The organism is Pseudoxanthomonas sp. SE1 (genome assembly GCF_029542205.1).
Taxonomy (GTDB): Bacteria; Pseudomonadota; Gammaproteobacteria; order Xanthomonadales; family Xanthomonadaceae; genus Pseudoxanthomonas_A.
Genome location: NZ_CP113783.1, coordinates 2,269,230 through 2,286,377, shown reverse-complemented (window position 1 = coordinate 2,286,377; position 17,148 = coordinate 2,269,230). Strand labels below are relative to the sequence as shown.

At 65.8% G+C, this 17,148-nt stretch carries 16 protein-coding genes; 11 read left to right on the top strand and 5 right to left on the bottom strand.

Translation table 11 applies throughout. From position 1 onward, the window contains the following. Positions 1-63 precede the first annotated feature (63 nt). From OY559_RS10820 to OY559_RS10810, 3 genes are read right to left on the bottom strand one after another with little or no spacing between them, the layout of a single operon-like run. Positions 64-1,269, bottom strand: a complete 1,206-nt coding sequence (locus tag OY559_RS10820; RefSeq protein ID WP_277726279.1) for an acetyl-CoA C-acyltransferase — start codon at positions 1,267-1,269, stop codon at positions 64-66. A 23-nt stretch (positions 1,270-1,292) separates the two neighbouring features. After that, entirely contained in the window at positions 1,293-3,665 is a 2,373-nt protein-coding gene (locus OY559_RS10815; protein ID WP_277726278.1) for a 3-hydroxyacyl-CoA dehydrogenase/enoyl-CoA hydratase family protein, read from the bottom strand. Between the two features lie 15 nt (positions 3,666-3,680). Next, entirely contained in the window at positions 3,681-4,322 is a 642-nt protein-coding gene (locus tag OY559_RS10810) for a TetR/AcrR family transcriptional regulator (protein WP_277726277.1), read from the bottom strand. Between the two features lie 219 nt (positions 4,323-4,541). Between OY559_RS10810 and ndk the strand changes: the two genes are divergently transcribed. The 11 genes from ndk (at position 4,542) to OY559_RS10755 (ending at position 16,030) form a co-directional block, all read left to right on the top strand. Further along, a complete protein-coding gene (gene ndk / locus OY559_RS10805) occupies positions 4,542-4,967 on the top strand; it encodes a nucleoside-diphosphate kinase (protein ID WP_277726276.1) in 426 nt (141 codons plus the stop codon). A 46-nt stretch (positions 4,968-5,013) separates the two neighbouring features. Further along, positions 5,014-6,201 carry a dual-specificity RNA methyltransferase RlmN gene (rlmN, locus tag OY559_RS10800; RefSeq protein ID WP_277729983.1) on the top strand — a complete coding sequence of 396 codons (1,188 nt, stop codon included), beginning with the start codon at positions 5,014-5,016 and terminating at the stop codon, positions 6,199-6,201. Further along, on the top strand, positions 6,191-7,012 hold the full coding sequence (pilW, locus tag OY559_RS10795) for a type IV pilus biogenesis/stability protein PilW (protein ID WP_277726275.1): 822 nt from the start codon (positions 6,191-6,193) through the stop codon (positions 7,010-7,012). Before rlmN ends, pilW begins: the two co-directional genes overlap by 11 nt. 20 nt (positions 7,013-7,032) lie before the next feature. Continuing rightward, entirely contained in the window at positions 7,033-7,824 is a 792-nt protein-coding gene (locus OY559_RS10790) for a helix-turn-helix domain-containing protein (RefSeq protein ID WP_277726274.1), read from the top strand. Between the two features lie 60 nt (positions 7,825-7,884). After that, on the top strand, positions 7,885-8,520 hold the full coding sequence (locus OY559_RS10785; protein WP_277726273.1) for a YfgM family protein: 636 nt from the start codon (positions 7,885-7,887) through the stop codon (positions 8,518-8,520). Next, positions 8,517-9,704, top strand: coding sequence for an outer membrane protein assembly factor BamB (bamB, locus tag OY559_RS10780; RefSeq protein WP_277726272.1), 1,188 nt, complete (start codon positions 8,517-8,519; stop codon positions 9,702-9,704). Before OY559_RS10785 ends, bamB begins: the two co-directional genes overlap by 4 nt. Positions 9,705-9,885: 181 nt before the next feature. Further along, positions 9,886-11,286 (top strand): ribosome biogenesis GTPase Der, encoded by a 1,401-nt coding sequence (der, locus tag OY559_RS10775; protein ID WP_277726271.1) that lies wholly within the window; start codon positions 9,886-9,888, stop codon positions 11,284-11,286. Next, positions 11,283-12,500, top strand: coding sequence for a molybdopterin molybdotransferase MoeA (gene glp / locus OY559_RS10770; RefSeq protein ID WP_277726270.1), 1,218 nt, complete (start codon positions 11,283-11,285; stop codon positions 12,498-12,500). The genes der and glp overlap by 4 nt, the downstream gene beginning before the upstream one ends. A gap of 36 nt (positions 12,501-12,536) precedes the next feature. Continuing rightward, the gene (gene moeB, locus OY559_RS10765; RefSeq protein WP_277726269.1) at positions 12,537-13,673 is read left to right on the top strand and encodes a molybdopterin-synthase adenylyltransferase MoeB; all 1,137 of its coding nucleotides are present in this window, start codon (positions 12,537-12,539) and stop codon (positions 13,671-13,673) included. A 232-nt stretch (positions 13,674-13,905) separates the two neighbouring features. Further along, the gene (locus tag OY559_RS10760; protein ID WP_277726268.1) at positions 13,906-14,157 is read left to right on the top strand and encodes a hypothetical protein; all 252 of its coding nucleotides are present in this window, start codon (positions 13,906-13,908) and stop codon (positions 14,155-14,157) included. A gap of 31 nt (positions 14,158-14,188) precedes the next feature. Further along, entirely contained in the window at positions 14,189-16,030 is a 1,842-nt protein-coding gene (locus OY559_RS10755) for a monovalent cation:proton antiporter-2 (CPA2) family protein (protein ID WP_277726267.1), read from the top strand. Positions 16,031-16,039: 9 nt separating this feature from the next. Here the strand turns inward: OY559_RS10755 and OY559_RS10750 are convergent, their stop codons facing one another. After that, a complete protein-coding gene (locus tag OY559_RS10750) occupies positions 16,040-16,810 on the bottom strand; it encodes an alpha/beta hydrolase (protein ID WP_277726266.1) in 771 nt (256 codons plus the stop codon). A gap of 16 nt (positions 16,811-16,826) precedes the next feature. Continuing rightward, positions 16,827-17,123: a DUF1244 domain-containing protein gene (locus OY559_RS10745; RefSeq protein ID WP_277726265.1), complete on the bottom strand. Its 297-nt coding sequence runs from the start codon at positions 17,121-17,123 to the stop codon at positions 16,827-16,829. Between the last annotated feature and the right edge of the window lie 25 nt (positions 17,124-17,148).

Below are 17,148 nucleotides of genomic sequence, written 5' to 3'. Positions count from 1 at the left end.
TCGCACACAGGAAAAAGGCGCCTTCCGGCGCCTTTTTCGTTCAACACGGACGTGCGCACTGCTTCAGAGCGACTCGAAAATGCCCGCCGCGCCCATGCCGGTGCCGATGCACATGGTGACCATGCCGTACTTCTGCTGGCGACGGCGCATGCCGTGGACGATCGTGGCGGTGCGGATCGCACCGGTCGCGCCCAGCGGGTGGCCGAGTGCGATGGCGCCGCCCAGCGGATTGATCTTCGAAGGATCGAGGTCGCTGTCGCGGATCACCGCCAGCGCCTGCGCGGCGAAGGCTTCGTTGAGTTCGATCCAGTCCAGTTGGTCCTTGGTCAAACCGGCCTGCTTCAACGCCTTCGGGATGGCCGCGATCGGGCCGATGCCCATCACTTCGGGACGCACGCCGGCGACCGAGAAACTGACGAAACGGGCCAGCGGGGTCAGGCCGTAGTCCTTGATTGCCTGTTCCGATGCCAGCAGCACGCCCGCGGCGCCATCGCTCATCTGCGACGAGGTGCCGGCCGTGACCGTGCCACCGAACTGCGGATTGCGGAACACGGTGCGCAGCTTGGCCAGGCCTTCCAGCGAGGTGTCCGCGCGCGGACCTTCATCCTGTTCGACCAGCAGCTTCTTCAAGCGAACGGTGTTGCCGGCCAGATCGGGCTGGCGCGAGATCACTTCGTAGGGGCTGATCTCGTGCTTGAACTCGCCCGCGGCCTGCGCGGCGAGAGCCTTCTGGTGCGAGGCGACGGCGAAGGCATCCTGGTCCTCGCGCGCGATCTTCCATTCCTCGGCGACCTTCTCCGCGGTGATGCCCATGCCGTAGGCGATGGCCACGTGGTCGTTGTCGAACACGCTGGGCGCCATCGCAATCTTGTTGCCCATCATCGGCACCATGCTCATGCTTTCGGTGCCGCCGGCCAGCATCAGGTCGGCATTGCCCAGGCGGATCTGGTCGGCCGCCATTGCCACGGCCTGCAGGCCGGACGAACAGAAGCGGTTGATCGTCTGCGCGGCGATGGTGTTCGGCAGGCCTGCCAGCAGCAGGCCGATGCGCGCCACGTTCATGCCTTGCTCGCCCTCGGGCATGGCGCAGCCGATGATGGCGTCATCGATGCGGCCGAGGTCGATGCCCGGCGCCTGCGCGACGACGGACTTCAATACATGCGCCAGCATGTCGTCCGGACGGGTGTTGCGGAATACACCCTTCGGCGCCTTGCCGACCGGGGTGCGGGTGGCGGCGACGATGTAGGCTTCTTGGATCTGCTTGCTCATTTCGATGTGTCCTTGTCCGTCGCTTAGTTACGCAGGGGCTTGCCGGTCTTCAGCATGTGCGCAATGCGCGCCTGGGTCTTTTCCTGCTGGGCCAGCTCAACGAAGTGCTTGCGCTCCAGCTTCAGCAACCACTCTTCGTCGACCAGGGCGCCGCGATCGACCTCGCCACCGCACAGCACGGTGGCAATGCGTACGGCAATCTCATAGTCGTATTCGCTGATGAAGCGGCCTTCCAGCATGTTGACCAGCATCATCTTGAAGGTGGCGATGCCGACGTCGCCGGCCACCTGGATGCGGCGGGCAGGCAGGGGCGGGCGGTAGCCGCTTTCGGCCAAGGCCAGCACCTGCTGCTTGGCGATGTACAGCTGCTCGTAGGCATTGAACACGACCAGGTCATTCGCGCGCACCAGGCCAAGTTCCTTGGCCTCGACCGCGGAAGCCGACACCTTCGCCATCGCGACGGTTTCGAAGGTCTTCTTCAGTTCGGCGAACACGTCACCGCCCGGGCCCGCCGACTGCGACGCGCGCACCGCGATTTCCTTCAGGCCACCGCCAGCCGGCAACAGGCCCACGCCTGCTTCGACCAGGCCGATGTAGCTTTCCAGCGATACCACGGCCCTGGCGCTGTGCATCTGGAACTCGCAGCCACCGCCCAGTGCCAGGCCACGCACGGCCGCCACCACCGGCACCAGCGAGTATTTGATGCGCTGGCTGGTGGCCTGGAAGTTGGCGACCATCGCTTCGAACTCGGCGATCTTGCCGGCCTGCAGCGCGCCCAGCGCACCGGCCAGGTCGGCACCGGCCGAGAAGGGTTCCTTCGGCTGCCAGATCACCAGGCCCTTGAACTTCTCCTCGGCGATGGTGATCGCCTGCTGCACGCCTTCCAGCACGGCGTCGGACACGGTGTGCATCTTGGTCTTGAAACTGACCACACCGATGCCGTCGCCATCGGTCCACAGGCGCACGCCGTCGTTCTCGTAGACGGTCTCGCCCTGGGCGAAGGTTTCGCCCAGCAGGGGATCCGGGAAACGCTGGCGCTGGTAGACGGGCAGGGCCGAGCGCGGCAGCTTCGCATTGCGCGCGGGGCTGTAGCTGCCTTCTGGGGCGTGGACGCCATCACGGCCATCGAACACCCAATTCGGCAGCGGCGCGCTGCTCATGGTCTTGCCGGCGACGATGTCGTCGGCGATCCACTGCGCTACCTGCTTCCATCCCGCTGCTTGCCAGGTCTCGAACGGGCCCAGTGACCAGCCGTAGCCCCAGCGGATGGCCAGGTCCACGTCGCGCGCCGTGTCCGCGATGTCCGACAGGTGGTAGGCGCTGTAGTGGAACAGGTCGCGGAACACCGCCCACAGGAACTGCGCCTGCGGATGCTGGCTTTCGCGCAGCTTGGCGAACTTCTCGGCGGGGTTCCTGATCTTCAGGATCTCGACCACGTCCGGCGCGGCGACGCGATCGGCCGGACGGTAGTCCTGCTTGGCCAAGTCGAGTACCACGATGTCCTTGCCGACCTTGCGGAAGATGCCGGCGCCGGTCTTCTGGCCCAGCGCGCCCTTGGCGATCAGCGCCTCCAGCCACTTCGGCGATTTGAAGTAGGCATGCCACGGGTCGTCAGGCAGGGTATCGCCCATGGTCTTGATGACGTGGGCCATGGTGTCCAGGCCGACCACGTCGGAGGTGCGGTAGGTGGCCGACTTCGGCCGGCCGATCAGCGGGCCGGTGATGGCGTCCACTTCGTCGAAGCCCAGCTTGAACTCGGCCGTGTGATGGGCGGTCGCCAGGATCGAGAACACGCCGATCCGGTTGCCGATGAAGTTGGGCGTGTCCTTCGCATACACCACGCCCTTGCCCAGGGTGGTGGTCAGGAAGCCTTCCAGGCCCTCGAGCACCGAGGCGTCGGTGGTTTTGGCCGGGATCAGCTCGGCCAGGTGCATGTAGCGCGGCGGATTGAAGAAGTGCACACCGCAGAAACGATGGCGAAGCTGTTCCGGAAGAACTTCCGCCAACTTGTTGATTCCCAAGCCTGAAGTGTTGCTCGCCAGCACCGCATGGTTGGCCACGAACGGCGCGATCTTCCGGTACAGGTCCTGCTTCCAGTCCATCCGTTCGGCGATGGCTTCGATGATCAGGTCGCAGCCCTTCAGGTGTTCCAGCCCGGTTTCATAGTTGGCCGGCGTGATCGCCTCGGCCAGCGACTTGCTGGCCAAGGGGGCGGGGCTCAGCTTGGCCAGGCCGGCGATGGCCTTCAGCACGATACCGTCGGGGTGGCCCTCCTTGGCAGGCAGGTCGAACAGCACGGTGTCGACCCCGGCATTGGTCAGGTGCGCGGCGATCTGCGCGCCCATCACACCGGCGCCCAGGACGGCCGCCTTGCGTACAAGCAGTTGGTTGGACATGAGGAATCCTTGCGATTACAGGGGTTGTTTGACGTGGTCGGCGCGCAGGCCGGCCTCAGCGAAGCGGATGAGTTCGCGGGCGGCGCGCTCACGATGCGCCGTCTCCGTGACGCCCGTGGGGCGCTTGATCAGGCCGAAGTCGGCCATGGCGTAGGTCAGCGCGCCGGAGAAGAAGTCCAGCCGCCAGTACAGCTCTTCCTTGCTGAGGCCCGGCACGCAGGCGGCAATGGCCTTGCCGAATTCGCGCAGCACGTGACCGTAATGGTCCGACAGGAACTTGCGCAGCCCGTCGTTCTTTTCGGCGTAGGCCCGGGCGATGACCCGGACGAAGGCGCCGCCGCCGTGACGATCCTGGGCCAAGGCGAGGGCGGGCTCGACGAAGGCGGCCAGGATCGGTTCCAACTGGCCCGGGCGGTCGGCCAGCGCCCGCTCGAGCAGGGACAGGCGGGCGGCCGTCATGTCGTCCATGCGGCGCCGGAAGACCTCATTGACCAGGTTTTCCTTGCTGCCGAAGTGGTAGTTGACGGCCGCGATGTTCACGTCGGCCCGGCTGGTGACCTGGCGCAGCGAGGTGCCGGCGAATCCATGCTGGGCGAACAGTTCTTCGGCTGCCCCCAGGATGCGCTCCTTGGTGGAGAAATGCGTGGTATTGCCCATGGCCCCTCCGGGACTGAATCAAACGCTTGTTTGATTCATTCTCCACCGGCCTCCCGACGGTGTCATGTTGCAGGGCAGCAATCCGCGACATTCCTGCTGCATCGCAATGCCGTATACGTTAGAATCTCGCTACGCTTTCTGGTCTAAGCCCGCGTTTCGACGCGGGTTTTTCATGTTAACCTTGGGCCTTCAGTGGCCCGCCCAACGGAGAAAATCCCCATGGCGCTGGAGCGCACCCTCTCAATCGTCAAGCCCGATGCCGTCGCCAAGAACGTCATCGGCGAAATCTATGCCCGCTTCGAAAAGAACGGCCTGAAGATCGTCGCGTCGAAGATGAAGCACCTGTCGCGCCGTGAGGCCGAAGGTTTCTACGCCGTGCATCGCGAACGTCCGTTCTTCAACGCGCTGGTCGAGTTCATGATCTCCGGCCCGGTGGTGATCCAGGTGCTGGAAGGCGAGAACGCCGTGCTGAAGCATCGCGACATCCTCGGCGCCACCAATCCCAAGGATGCTGCACCGGGTACGATCCGTGCCGACTTCGCCGATTCGATCGACGCCAATGCCGCGCACGGTTCGGATTCGGTCGAGAACGCGAACATCGAGATCGCGTATTTCTTCGCCGCGACCGAAGTGTTCTCGCGTTGATCGAAGAGTGATGAGCAGCCACGAACTGCCGCCGATCGAACTGAAAATGGCCACGGACGCACCGTCCGTGGCCATCGGTGCATCTGTGCCTGCGAAGCAGAACCTGCTGGACCTGGATCGCGAGGGTCTTGAGCATTTCTTCATCGAGAAGCTGGGTGAGCAGAAGTTCCGCGCGCACCAAGTGATGAAGTGGATCCACCACCGCTACGTCACCGACTTCAACGAGATGACCGATCTCGGCAAGAACCTGCGCGCGAAACTGCAGGAGCATGCCGAAGTCGTTGTCCCGCAGGTGGTGTTCGACAAGCCCTCCACCGATGGCACCCACAAGTGGTTGCTCGGCATGGGCGTGGACGGCAAGAATGCCGTCGAAACTGTGTACATCCCCGACAAGAGCCGCGGCACGCTGTGCGTGTCGTCGCAGGTGGGCTGCGGCCTCAACTGCACGTTCTGCTCGACCGCCACGCAGGGCTTCAACCGCAACCTGACCACCGCCGAGATCATCGGCCAAGTATGGGTGACGGCCCGCCACCTCGGCAACGTGCCCGCGCAGAACCGCCGTCTCACCAACGTGGTGATGATGGGCATGGGCGAGCCGCTCCTCAACTTCGACAACGTCGTGCGCGCGATGAACATCATGCGTGACGACCTGGGCTACGGCCTGGCCAGCAAGCGCGTCACGCTGTCGACGTCCGGCCTGGTGCCGATGATCGACCGGCTGTCCACCGAAACCGACGTATCGCTGGCCGTCTCGCTGCATGCGCCGAACGACGCGCTGCGCGAACAGCTGGTGCCGCTGAACAAGAAGTATCCGATCGCCGAATTGATGGCCTCCTGCGTGCGCTACCTGCGCGCGAACAAGAAACGCGATTCGGTGACGTTCGAATACACGCTGATGAAGGGCGTCAACGACCAGCCCGAGCATGCGCGCCAGCTGGCGCAGCTGATGCGCAAGTTCAGCAACGCCGCGCAGTTGAAGGATGCCGGCAAGGTCAATCTGATTCCATTCAATCCGTTCCCCGGCACGCGCTACGAGCGCTCGCCGGACGAAGAGATCCGTGCGTTCCAGAAGCTGCTCCTCGACGCGCAGGTGCTGACCATGGTCCGCCGCACGCGCGGTGATGACATCGATGCGGCCTGCGGCCAATTGAAAGGGCAGGTCATGGACCGCACGCGCCGGCAGGCCGAGTTCCGCCGGCAATTGCAGCAACAGGGCATTGACGATGCGGCATAAGGCGCTGTGCCTGCTGCTGATCCCCATTCTGCTGGGCACCGCCTGCAGCCGCCTGACCTTTGTACGCCCCAAGGGCAAGATGGAGCATCTCTCCGGGCAGCAGATAGCGCCCGAGTACTCGGTCAAGGACAGTCCTGAGGTCAAGCGCCGCCAGTCGGTGCAGACGATGCTCGCTCGCGCCACGCAGCGCCTGCATGCCGGTGAGCTCGATGCGGCGGAGAAGGATGCGCGCGCTGCGCTGAAGCTGGATCCCATCTCGGTGGACGCGACAACGCTCATGGCGGTGATCGAAGATCGGCGCGGGCGGGTGCAGGAGGCGGGCCAGCTGTATCGGCGTGCGGCGGAACTGGCGCCCGGACAGGGTGGGGCCCAGAACAACTACGGCACATGGTTGTGCAGCAACGGGGCGGCGGCCGAATCGCTGGTCTGGTTCGACCGTGCCGTGCGGGCGCCTGGCTACACGACGCCAGCGCTGGCTATGGCGAATGCCGGCAGTTGCGCCCTGGCCACCGGACAGACCGAGCGGGCCGAACGCGATCTGCGCCTGGCGCTGTCGCGCGACCCGTCCAATACGACCGCCCTTGGCGCGATGGCGGAGCTGGAATTCAACCGGCAGCACTATCTGCCGGCACGTGCCTTCATCGAGCGCAGGCTGGCTTCGGGGCCCGCCAGTGCCGTAGTGTTGAAACTCGCATCACAAATCGAGGATAGACTCGGCGACAAGGCCGCTGCCAGTCGATATGTTCAGCGGATTCGGGCGGAGTTCCCCGACGCGCAGGACGTCAACTCTGGGGGAAATGCAGGGCCATGATGGACACGGTAGGTGGGGGAGTGGCGCCGTCGCAGGGGTGCGGCGAGGCGCTGAAGGTCGCACGTGAGCAGGCCGGCCTGTCTTTGCAGGAGGTCAGTCAGCGCCTCAAGATGCCCTTGAAGGTGTTGCACGCCCTCGAAGGCGGGCAGTGGGACCAGTCGGGTGGGGCGGTGTTCGTGCGCGGTCAGCTGCGCAGTTACGGTCGCCTGTTGAAGGTGGACGTCGAACCGTTCCTGCAGCAGGCGGACGCAGTGGTGTCGAAGCCGGCCGAACTGGTCAGCCATAGCCATACGCCGCGTTTCCAGTATTTCTTCGAGAGCCTCAAGCGGCGCGCGGTTTACGTGGTGCTGACGCTGGTCATCGCAACCCCGGTGTGGATGGCCTTGCGGCCAGCCTCGGGCCCTGCGCCGGATGCAGCAACGGCATCGCTGGACATCGTCCCGAGCCTGCAACCCTCGCCAGACAAGGCGGAAGGCACCCGCCCGGTCGGCAGGCCGCAGGCAACGCCCTATGTTGCTTCACTGACGCCAATCCCGCGTGCGACGACATCCTGGCTGACGCTCACGTTCAAGGGTGACAGCTGGGTCGAAGTCAATGATCCCGATGGCCGCAAAGTGGAGCATGCGCTCGTCCGGGCGGGCGAAGAACGCAGGTACGCGAAAGGCGAAGTGGGTCGCGTCAAGCTGGGTGATGCCACGGCGGTCGAGGTTCAGCATGCCGGTAGTACGGTGAGCCTGGCGCCGTATCAGCGAGCGAATGTCGCACGCTTTACGGTATCCTCTGAGGGTTCCCTAGCGCCGGTCGGTGACTGACCCGCGCGCGGGTTTGTCCAACAAAGACCAAGACCCCGCCTCGACGGGGCAAGAGAGCGCATGGCGATTGATGATCTGCTCGACGAGCACGAACAAAGCGAACGCGTCCGCAGCTGGCTCCGCAACAATGGTGCCGGCCTTCTGGGAGGCGTGATCCTGGGGCTGGGTGTCATCTTCGGCTGGCAGTGGTGGCAGAAGAGCCAGGCGGGCAAGAAGGAACAGGCGTACCAGGCTTACCAGGCGGCCGTCGAGGACTTGGCGAAGGGCGACCTGAAACAGGCCAAGGGTGCCGTCGATTCGCTGGGGAAGGAAGACGAGCTGTATGCGGATGTCGCCGGCCTCCAACTGGCCAAGGCGCAGGTCCAGGCAGGCGAGCGAGATGCCGCCATTGCCACGTTGCGCAGCCTGACGCCTGTCGATTCGCTGCGGCCTCTGGTTGACCTGCGTCTGGCGCGCCTGCTGATCGACACGGGCAAGCACGATGAGGCGTTGAAGTTGCTGGACAAGGCCGATGATGCATCGAGCCTGGAAGTCCGTGGCGACGCACTGATGGCTGCGGGCAAGTTGAAGGAAGCGCAGGATGCCTACACGCGCGCATTGACAACGCTCGATGTGGTGTCCCCCCAGCGTCGGCTCGTGGAGCTGAAACTCATCCACGCCGGCGGCACGCCGCCCAAGAGCGGAGACGCCGCATGAAGCTCACCCATGGTTTTCCCGTCCGTGTCCTGACGACAGCATTCCTGATCGGTGCCCTTGGAGGGTGCAGTACGGTGAAGGGATGGTTCGATGGTGACGACAAGCCGGACGAGAAGCCCACCGATCCTGCAGAGTTGGTCGACATCACGCAGGCGGTGTCGGTGTCCAAGCTCTGGAGCGCGAATGCCGGCAAAGGCGAGGATCGACTGGGCATCCAGCAGGCGCCCGTGGTGGAAGGCGGTCGCGTGTATGCCGCTGCTGTCGAAGGCGGTGTACGTGCTTTCGATCTCCAGACGGGCAAGCAGGTGTGGCAGTACAAATCCGATCTGCGACTGTCGGGTGGACCGGGCGCGGGCCAGGGGCTCGTGGTCGTGGGCACGCTGGACGGCCAGGTCGTCGCCCTTGATGCCGCCACGGGTGCCGAGAAATGGCAGGTGAAGGTGCCGAACGAAGTCATCGCGGCGCCGTCGATCGGAGCGGATCTGGTTTTCGTGCGCAGCAATGACGGCCGCGTCACCGCATTGAGCGCCGCAAACGGCGAGCGTCGCTGGTTCTGGACCAACGAGCTTCCCAGCCTGACAGTCCGCGGCAATGCCCCGGTCGTGGTCGGTCCTGGCGTCGTGTTCGCAGGCAGCGACGACGGCACGGTCACCGCACTGTCGGCCAACGATGGTCGCCCCATGTGGACGCAGGCAGTGGGTACGCCGGAAGGCCGCAGCGAACTCGAGCGCATGGCCGATGTGGATGGCGCCCCGGTGCTGGAAGGGACCACCCTGTATGCCACCAGCTACAAGATGGAGACCGTTGCGCTGGAAGGCCCGTCGGGCCGCCCCCTGTGGACGCGTGACAACGGCGGTGCGGGTGGCCTGGCGGTCACCAGCAGCGCGGTCATGGTGGCCGATCCGGCGGGTACCGTCTGGGCGCTGGACAAGTACAGCGGCAGTGCCTTGTGGTCCAACACCACGCTGGCGCGGCGCTCGCTGACGGCACCTACCATCCATGGCGATTACGCCGTGGTCGGTGACTACGACGGCTACCTGCATTGGCTCAAGACAGACAATGGCGAGGTTGCAGCGCGTGCTCGCGTCGGAGGCAAGGCGCTGCGTGGAAAGCCCGTCGTCGCCGACGGCATCCTGCTGGTGCAGGATGTGGAGGGTGGCCTGACCGCCTTCGGGTTCAAGTAACCCCTCTCGGAGGAGTGGGCCGACCCACTCCTGGTCTTGCCGGAAAGGGCCGCATTGCGGCCCTTTTTCGCGGAAGGGGGCGTATTCCGATACCATGGCGGCCCGTTGCCAGACCGGAGCGGCCGTGCCCCGCGCGCGGCGACACGCCTCCAGCAACATTTTCCTTTCCGGTTGCCTCTGCATGTTGCCCCTCGTCGCCCTGGTGGGTCGTCCCAATGTCGGCAAATCCACCCTGTTCAATGCGCTGACCCGCAGTCGTGACGCTCTGGTGCATGACCAGCCGGGCGTAACGCGTGATCGCAACTACGGCGTCTGTCGTCTCGATGAGGAGGCCCCTTTCCTGGTCGTCGATACCGGTGGCATCGCGGGTGAGGAAGAGGGGCTGGCCGGTGCCACGGCGCGCCAGGCGCGTGCGGCAGCCGAAGAGGCCGACCTGGTGTTGTTCATCGTCGATGGCCGCGAAGGCGCTTCCGCGCTCGACGACGAGATCCTCGCCTGGCTGCGCAAGGCGGCGCGTCCCACGCTGCTGGTCATCAACAAGATCGACGGCATCAACGAGACCACCGCGCTGGCGGACTTCGCCCGTTACGGTTTTTCGGATGTCATCACCATCTCGGCTTCGCATCGCCAGGGCATCGACGACCTGCTGGAGGAAGTGCACCAGCGGCTTCCCGAAGAAGGCGCGACAGCCGGTCTGGACAACGATCCGAACCGCATGCGGGTGGCCTTCGTAGGCCGTCCCAACGTGGGCAAGTCCACACTGGTCAATCGCCTGCTGGGCGAAGAGCGCATGATCGCGTCCGAAGTGCCCGGCACCACGCGCGACTCCATTGCGGTGGACATGGAGCGCGATGGCCGCCAGTACCGTCTGATCGACACCGCCGGCCTGCGCCGCAAGGGCAAGGTGGAGGAGGCGGTCGAGAAGTTCAGCGTGGTCAAGACGCTGCAGGCGATCGAACAATGCCAGGTCGCCGTGCTGCTGCTGGATGCGACCGAAGGTGTCACCGACCAGGACGCCAGCGTGCTGGGTGCCGTGCTCGATGCGGGACGCGCCCTGGTCGTTGCGATCAACAAGTGGGACGGGTTGACCGCCTACCAGCGCGAACAGGCGGAAGCCTTGCTCGCCCGCAAGCTGGGCTTCGTCGAGTGGGCCGAGGTGGTGCGCATTTCCGCGCTGCACGGCTCCGGCCTGCGCGAACTGTTCAAGGCCATCCACCGCGCGCATGCGTCGGCGACGAAGGAGTTCGGCACCAGCGAAGTCAACAAGGCGCTGGAAGTCGCGTACGAAACCAACCCGCCGCCGAGCATCCGCGGCCATGTCTCCAAGCTGCGCTATGTGCACCCGGGCGGCGCCAATCCGCCGACCTTCATCGTCCACGGCACGCGCCTGAAGGTGCTGCCGGAATCGTACAAGCGGTACCTGGAGAACTTCTTCCGCAAGCGCTTCAAGCTGGTCGGCACGCCGGTGCGCTTCGTCTTCCGCGAAGGCAGCAACCCGTACGAAGGCAAGAAGAACGTGCTGACCGAGAAGCAGATCGCCAAGAAGCGCCGCCTGATCCGGCACGTCAAGCGCGGCAAGTGACGGGTTACCCGACCCGCATCGATTTCGCTTCCGCCCGCGACATCGTCCGCGGGGTCGCAGGCAACCGGATGCTGAAGGCGGAGCGGGTTCCGGTGACGCGGGCCAGCGGCCGCATACTGGCCGAGGACATCACTTCGCCGATCGCGCTTCCGCCGTTCGACAACAGCCGCATGGACGGCTTCGCGTTTGCCCATGCCAGCTTGTCGAAGGAGGGTTCGACCACGCTGCGCCTGATGGGCCAGCAGTTCGCCGGGCGGCTGCAGGATCTGGAGGTCGGTGCCGGCGAATGCGTCCGCATCACCACCGGTGCACCGTTGCCGCGCGGCACCGATACAGTCGCCATCAAGGAAGACTGCGTCGAAGACAAGGGGGCGGTCCACGTGCCTGCCGGCATCGCGCCGGGTGCGGATGTCCGCCGTGTCGGCGAGGACGTGCAGGCGGGCGTCCGTGTCCTGGAGGAAGGACAGTGGCTTACGCCGGCGCGCGTTTCACTTGCCGCGGCGCTGGGCATCGCATCGATGGCCGTCACGCAACGCCCGACCGTGGCCGTGTTCACCACCGGTGACGAACTGGTGGAGCCCGGATTGCCGTTGGCGCCGGGCCAGATCTACAACAGCAACCGCGACCTGCTGATGGGCCTGCTGCGTGCGGAAGGCCTGGAACCGACGGCATGGCCGACCCTGCCCGACGATCCGGAGCGCATGAAGGTCGTGCTCGCCGATGCCGCCGCGGCGTTCGACGTGGTCATCACCTGTGGCGGCGTGTCCGCGGGCGAGAAGGATCATGTGCCGGGTCTGCTGGCCGCGAACGGCCGTATCCACTTCTGGAAGGTGCGGATGAAGCCGGGCATGCCGGTGCTGTTCGGTGAGTTGGACCGTGCCCTGTTCATCTGCCTGCCGGGCAACCCGGTATCCGTGTTGGCCACGTTCCTGACGCTGGGTCGCGATCTGCTGGACTGCCTGCAGCGGCGGCGCGAGCCACGGCCGCGCTGGAAGGCGGTGCTGGGCGCGCCCTGGCGCAAGACGCATGATCGCCTGGAGTTCCTGCGCGGCTGGCTCGACGGTACGCCGGACGGCCGTCTGCTGGTCATGCCGAATGCGGCCGATGCCTCGCATCAGTTGCGCGCGGCGGCCGACAGCAATGCGCTGATCGTGCTGTCCGAGGGCGCGCGCGACTATCGTGCCGGCGATGTCGTCGACGTGATCGGCTGCTGAGGCAGTCGACGTCGCGACTTGCGCGATAATCGCCGCATGGCCATCCGCGAAATCGAACCCCGGGACGTTGCCGCGCTGCTGGCGCAGGGCAGCGTGTTCATTGACGTGCGCGAGGACCACGAACGCGCCAGCGGGCAGGCGGAGGGCGTGCGTGGCATCAGCAAGGCCGTGCTGGAGCGCGATCCCGCAACGCACCTGCCGGACCTCGATGCCAGCATCGTCCTGATCTGCCAGAAGGGCGGACGCTCGATGGAGACGGCACGCGTGCTGGAAGCCGCCGGCTACACGCGGGTGGCATCCGTCGCCGGCGGAACGTCGCGCTGGGTCGAAGAGCATCGCGCCATCGTCATGCCGGCGTTGTCGGCGGATGCTCGGGACTTCAACGAACGCTATTCGCGCCACCTGTTGCTGCCCGAAGTCGGCGTCGCGGGCCAGCAGCGCCTGCAACAGGCGCGGGTGCTGATGATCGGCGCGGGCGGGCTGGGATCGCCGGCGGCGTTCTACCTTGCCGCCGCCGGGGTCGGACACCTGCGCATCGCGGACAATGACGTGGTCGACCGCAGCAACCTGCAGCGCCAGATCCTGCACACCGAGGCCCGTATCGGCGAGCCGAAAGTCGCGTCCGCACAGGCGACGCTGGCCGCACTGAATCCGCGCACGCAGGTGGAAGCGGTGGAGGAGCGCGTCACGGCAGAGAACGTCGAGCGGCTGCTGGACGGTGTGGACGTGGTACTGGATGGTGCCGACAATTTTCCCGCCCGCTACCTGCTCAACGATGCCTGCGTGAAGCTGGGCAAGCCGCTGGTCTACGGCGCCGTGCAGCGATTCGAAGGACAAGTGAGCGTGTTCGATGCCGGTCGCCATCGTGGCGAGCAGCCTTGTTACCGCTGCCTGTTCCCGGAACCGCCCCCGCCGGAGTTTGCCCCCAACTGCGCCGAAGCCGGCGTGCTGGGCGTGCTGCCCGGCGTGATCGGCCTGTTGCAGGCCACCGAAGTGATCAAGCTGCTGCTGGGTACCGGCGAAACACTGGCGGGCCGGTTGCTGCACTTCGATGCGCTGGCCATGCGCTTCCGCGAAACCCGCCTGCGCCACGATCCGGACTGCCCGGTCTGCGCCGCTGGCCGGCCGTTCCCGGGCTATATCGACTACGCGGCGTTCTGTCGCGCGGGCTAGTCAATCCAGCGGACGTATCTGCAGGTCGTCGCGGAACTGGCGCGGTGTGATTGCCCGTGTCGCGCTGAACGCCGCGCCCGGATGGGTGTGGGCGAGAGCGATACCACCAGGTGAGCATGGCCGGGAGCGGCCTGCGTAGCCCGTTCCCGGGTTGAAAGTCGGGTAATGGATTGCGGTAATGTCGGTGCGCGGGCTGGCCCGCGCAAACCACGTGCCGGGAGAGGGTCACACCGTGCGGACCTTGATCTTCATTGTCGTCGGCCTGCTGATCGCAGGCTTCGCCCTGTGGCTGGCCAAGCCGGCCAAACGCCGTGCCGCGGCAGCGTACTTCAGCCTGGGCTGGTTGCTCGCCGTGCTCTGGAACCTGCGTACGGGCATGTCGCACGGCTACTCGCTGCAGGAAGAGTTGCCCATCCAGTTGCTGATCTTCGCAATACCGGTCGCTGCAGGTGCATGGCTGGCGATGAAAGCACCACGCCGTTAGGGCGGACGCATCCATCCGGTAGACTGCCCGCATGAGTGCAGAATCCGGTGCCAGCCAACTGGTCAGTGTCGTCGCCCTGCTGGGTGCCGCCGTCGTCACCGTACCGATTTTCCGGCGCCTGGGCCTGGGATCGGTGCTGGGCTATCTCGCCGCCGGCCTGGCCATCGGGCCCTTCGGCCTGAAGTGGTTCTCCGATCCCCAGTCCATCCTGCACGTCGCCGAACTCGGCGTGGTGATGTTCCTGTTCGTGATCGGTCTGGAGATGCGGCCGAGCCACCTGTGGAGCCTGCGCAAGCAGATCTTCGGCCTGGGAACGCTGCAGATCGCGGTGTGTACGGTGTTGCTGACCGGCGTGGGACTGATCTTCGGCTATCCGCTGGCGGTTTCGTTCATCGGTGGCATGGGCTTCGTGCTGACTTCGACGGCGGTGGTCATGCAGTTGCTGGCGGAGCGCGGCGACGTCGCGTTGCCGCATGGCCAGAAGGTGGTGTCGATCCTGCTGTTCGAGGACTTGCTGATCGTGCCGTTGCTGGTGCTGGTGGCCTTCATGTCGCCCCAGGTGGTGCAGCCCGAGGAAGGGTCGCGCTGGATGGCGATCGGCATCGGCGTGGCATCGCTGGCGGGCTTGATCGCCGCCGGCATCTGGCTGCTGAATCCGTTCTTCCGCATCCTCGCCGCGGCCAGGGCGCGGGAGGTGATGACGGCGGCGGCCTTGCTGGTGGTGCTGGGCGCGGCGCTGCTGATGCAGCTGGGCGGCCTGTCGATGGCGATGGGTGCGTTCCTCGCGGGCGTGCTGCTTTCCGAATCGACCTTCCGCCACCAGATCGAGGCGGACATCGAACCCTTCCGCGGCATCCTGCTGGGTCTGTTCTTCCTGGGCGTGGGCATGGCGCTGGACCTGGGCGTGGTGGCGGCGAACTGGCCGCTCATCGTCAGCGCGGTGCTTGCGATGATGCTGGTGAAAGCCGCCTGCATCTACATGGTCGCGCGCGTCACCCGCAGTTCGCACGCGGAAGCCCTCGACCGCGCGGTGCTGATGGCGCAGGGTGGTGAGTTTGCGTTCGTGCTGTTCGCCGCCGCCGCCGCGGCCGGCATCATCGACGCCACCGTCAATGCCAACCTCACCGCCATCGTGGTGCTGTCGATGGCGTTGACGCCGCTTTTCGTGCTGTTGTTGCGCCGGTTCACCCATCCGGAGCAACCCTCGATGGAAGGCATCGAGGAAGCGAAGGGCCTCAGCGGCAGCGTGCTGATCATCGGCTTCGGCCGCTTCGGCCAGGTGATGAGCCAGTCGCTGCTGGCGCGCGACGTGGACGTGACGATCATCGACACCGATATCGAAATGATCCGCAGCGCAGAGGAATTCGGCTTCAAGATCTACTACGGCGACGGCACGCGGCTGGACGTGTTGCGCGCGTGCGGCGCACAGACGGCGCAGTCCATCGCGATCTGCATCGACGACAAGGACGCGGCGAGCCGCATCGTCGAACTGGTCAAGCACGAGTTCCCGCAGGCGCAGGTGCTGGTGCGCTCGTTCGATCGCGAACACTCGCTGGCGCTGATCGCCGCAGGCGTGGATTTCCAGATCCGTGAGACGTTCGAGTCCGCGGTGGAGTTCGGCCAGGCCGCGTTGATGAGCGTGGGCATATCGCGCGAAGAGGCCGAGACGATCGCATTGGAAATTCGCCGGCGCGACGCCGAGCGTCTCGAACTGGAGATCGCGGGCGGCGACCTCAGGTCGGGCATCCCGGCGCTCTACGGCAACGCCAAACCCACCAAGCCCACCCCGACACCGTTCACCAAGCCCAAGCGCGAGGCGAAAGCGCTGAACGAGGAAGCCGCCGAGATCATCGGCGAGGAAGAAGAGGAATAGCGTTCCGGATCAGTCGGCGCGCGCGAGGAAGTCGCGGATCGCCGACCAGTAGGCGGGATCCGTCGACAGGTCGTCATGGCCTGCGAGCGGAAAGTCCACCACCTGCGCCGGCCCTTTGAACGATGCCAGCAGGCGGTCCGTGTGCGGCGGTGGCACCACCACGTCCTGTCCGGCGCGCAGCACCAGCATCCTTCCTTTGTATGCGGGCAGCCGTGCGACGGAATCGTAGCGGTCCTTCAGCAGCAGGCGGACCGGGAACATCGGATAGTGCGATTGGGCGACCGCCGCCAGGCTGTCGAATGGCGTGACCAGGATCAGGTTGGCGACGTCGCGCTCGGCTGCCACGTGGACCGCCATGCCGCTCCCCAGACTGCGGCCGGTGATGGCGATCCTGCCGGCCGGATGGCGCCTGGCGACGTCGTCATGCAGCGCCAGGGCATCCGCGAGCAGTGCGGCCTCCGACGGGTCGCCGTCGCTTGCGCCGTAGCCCCGGTAGGCCACCAGGTACACCGTATGCGTCGGCAGCCAGCGGGCGAAGGCGTCACGGTTGGCTTCCACCGGCTCCGCGTTTCCGCCGAAGTACAGCACTGCGTCCGTATGGCCGGGATTGATCGCCCAGCCCCGCAGCACCGCATCCGGTCGCGCGAGGACGAAGTCCGTCTGCTCCGGGGCGACCTGGGTGAACTGCGGGTAGTAGATCAGGCGGCGCTGCTGCAGGTAGAGCAGGGCACAGAGGGCGAGATAGGCGGCGAGTGCGAGCGCAGCGATCCACAGGGCCATGCGACGGACGCGATGTTCAACCATGGCGTTCCTGGGCCGCCTTGAACGCGGCCAGTTGTTCCGGTGTCGCCTCCGCCTGATGCCGTGCCTTCCAGTCGGCGAACGGCATGCCGTAGATCCGCTCGCGCGCCTCATCCTTGTCCATCGCGATGCCCGACTCCGCGGCCGCTTCGCGGTACCAGTCCGCCAGGCAGTTGCGGCAGAAGCCGGCCAGGATCATCAGTTCGATGTTCTGCACATCGGTGCGGTCGGTGTTGAGGTGCTTGAGCAGGCGACGGAACGCGGCGGCTTCCAGTGCGGTGGTGTCAGTCATGGTCTTGGTCCATAGGCGTGCCTCT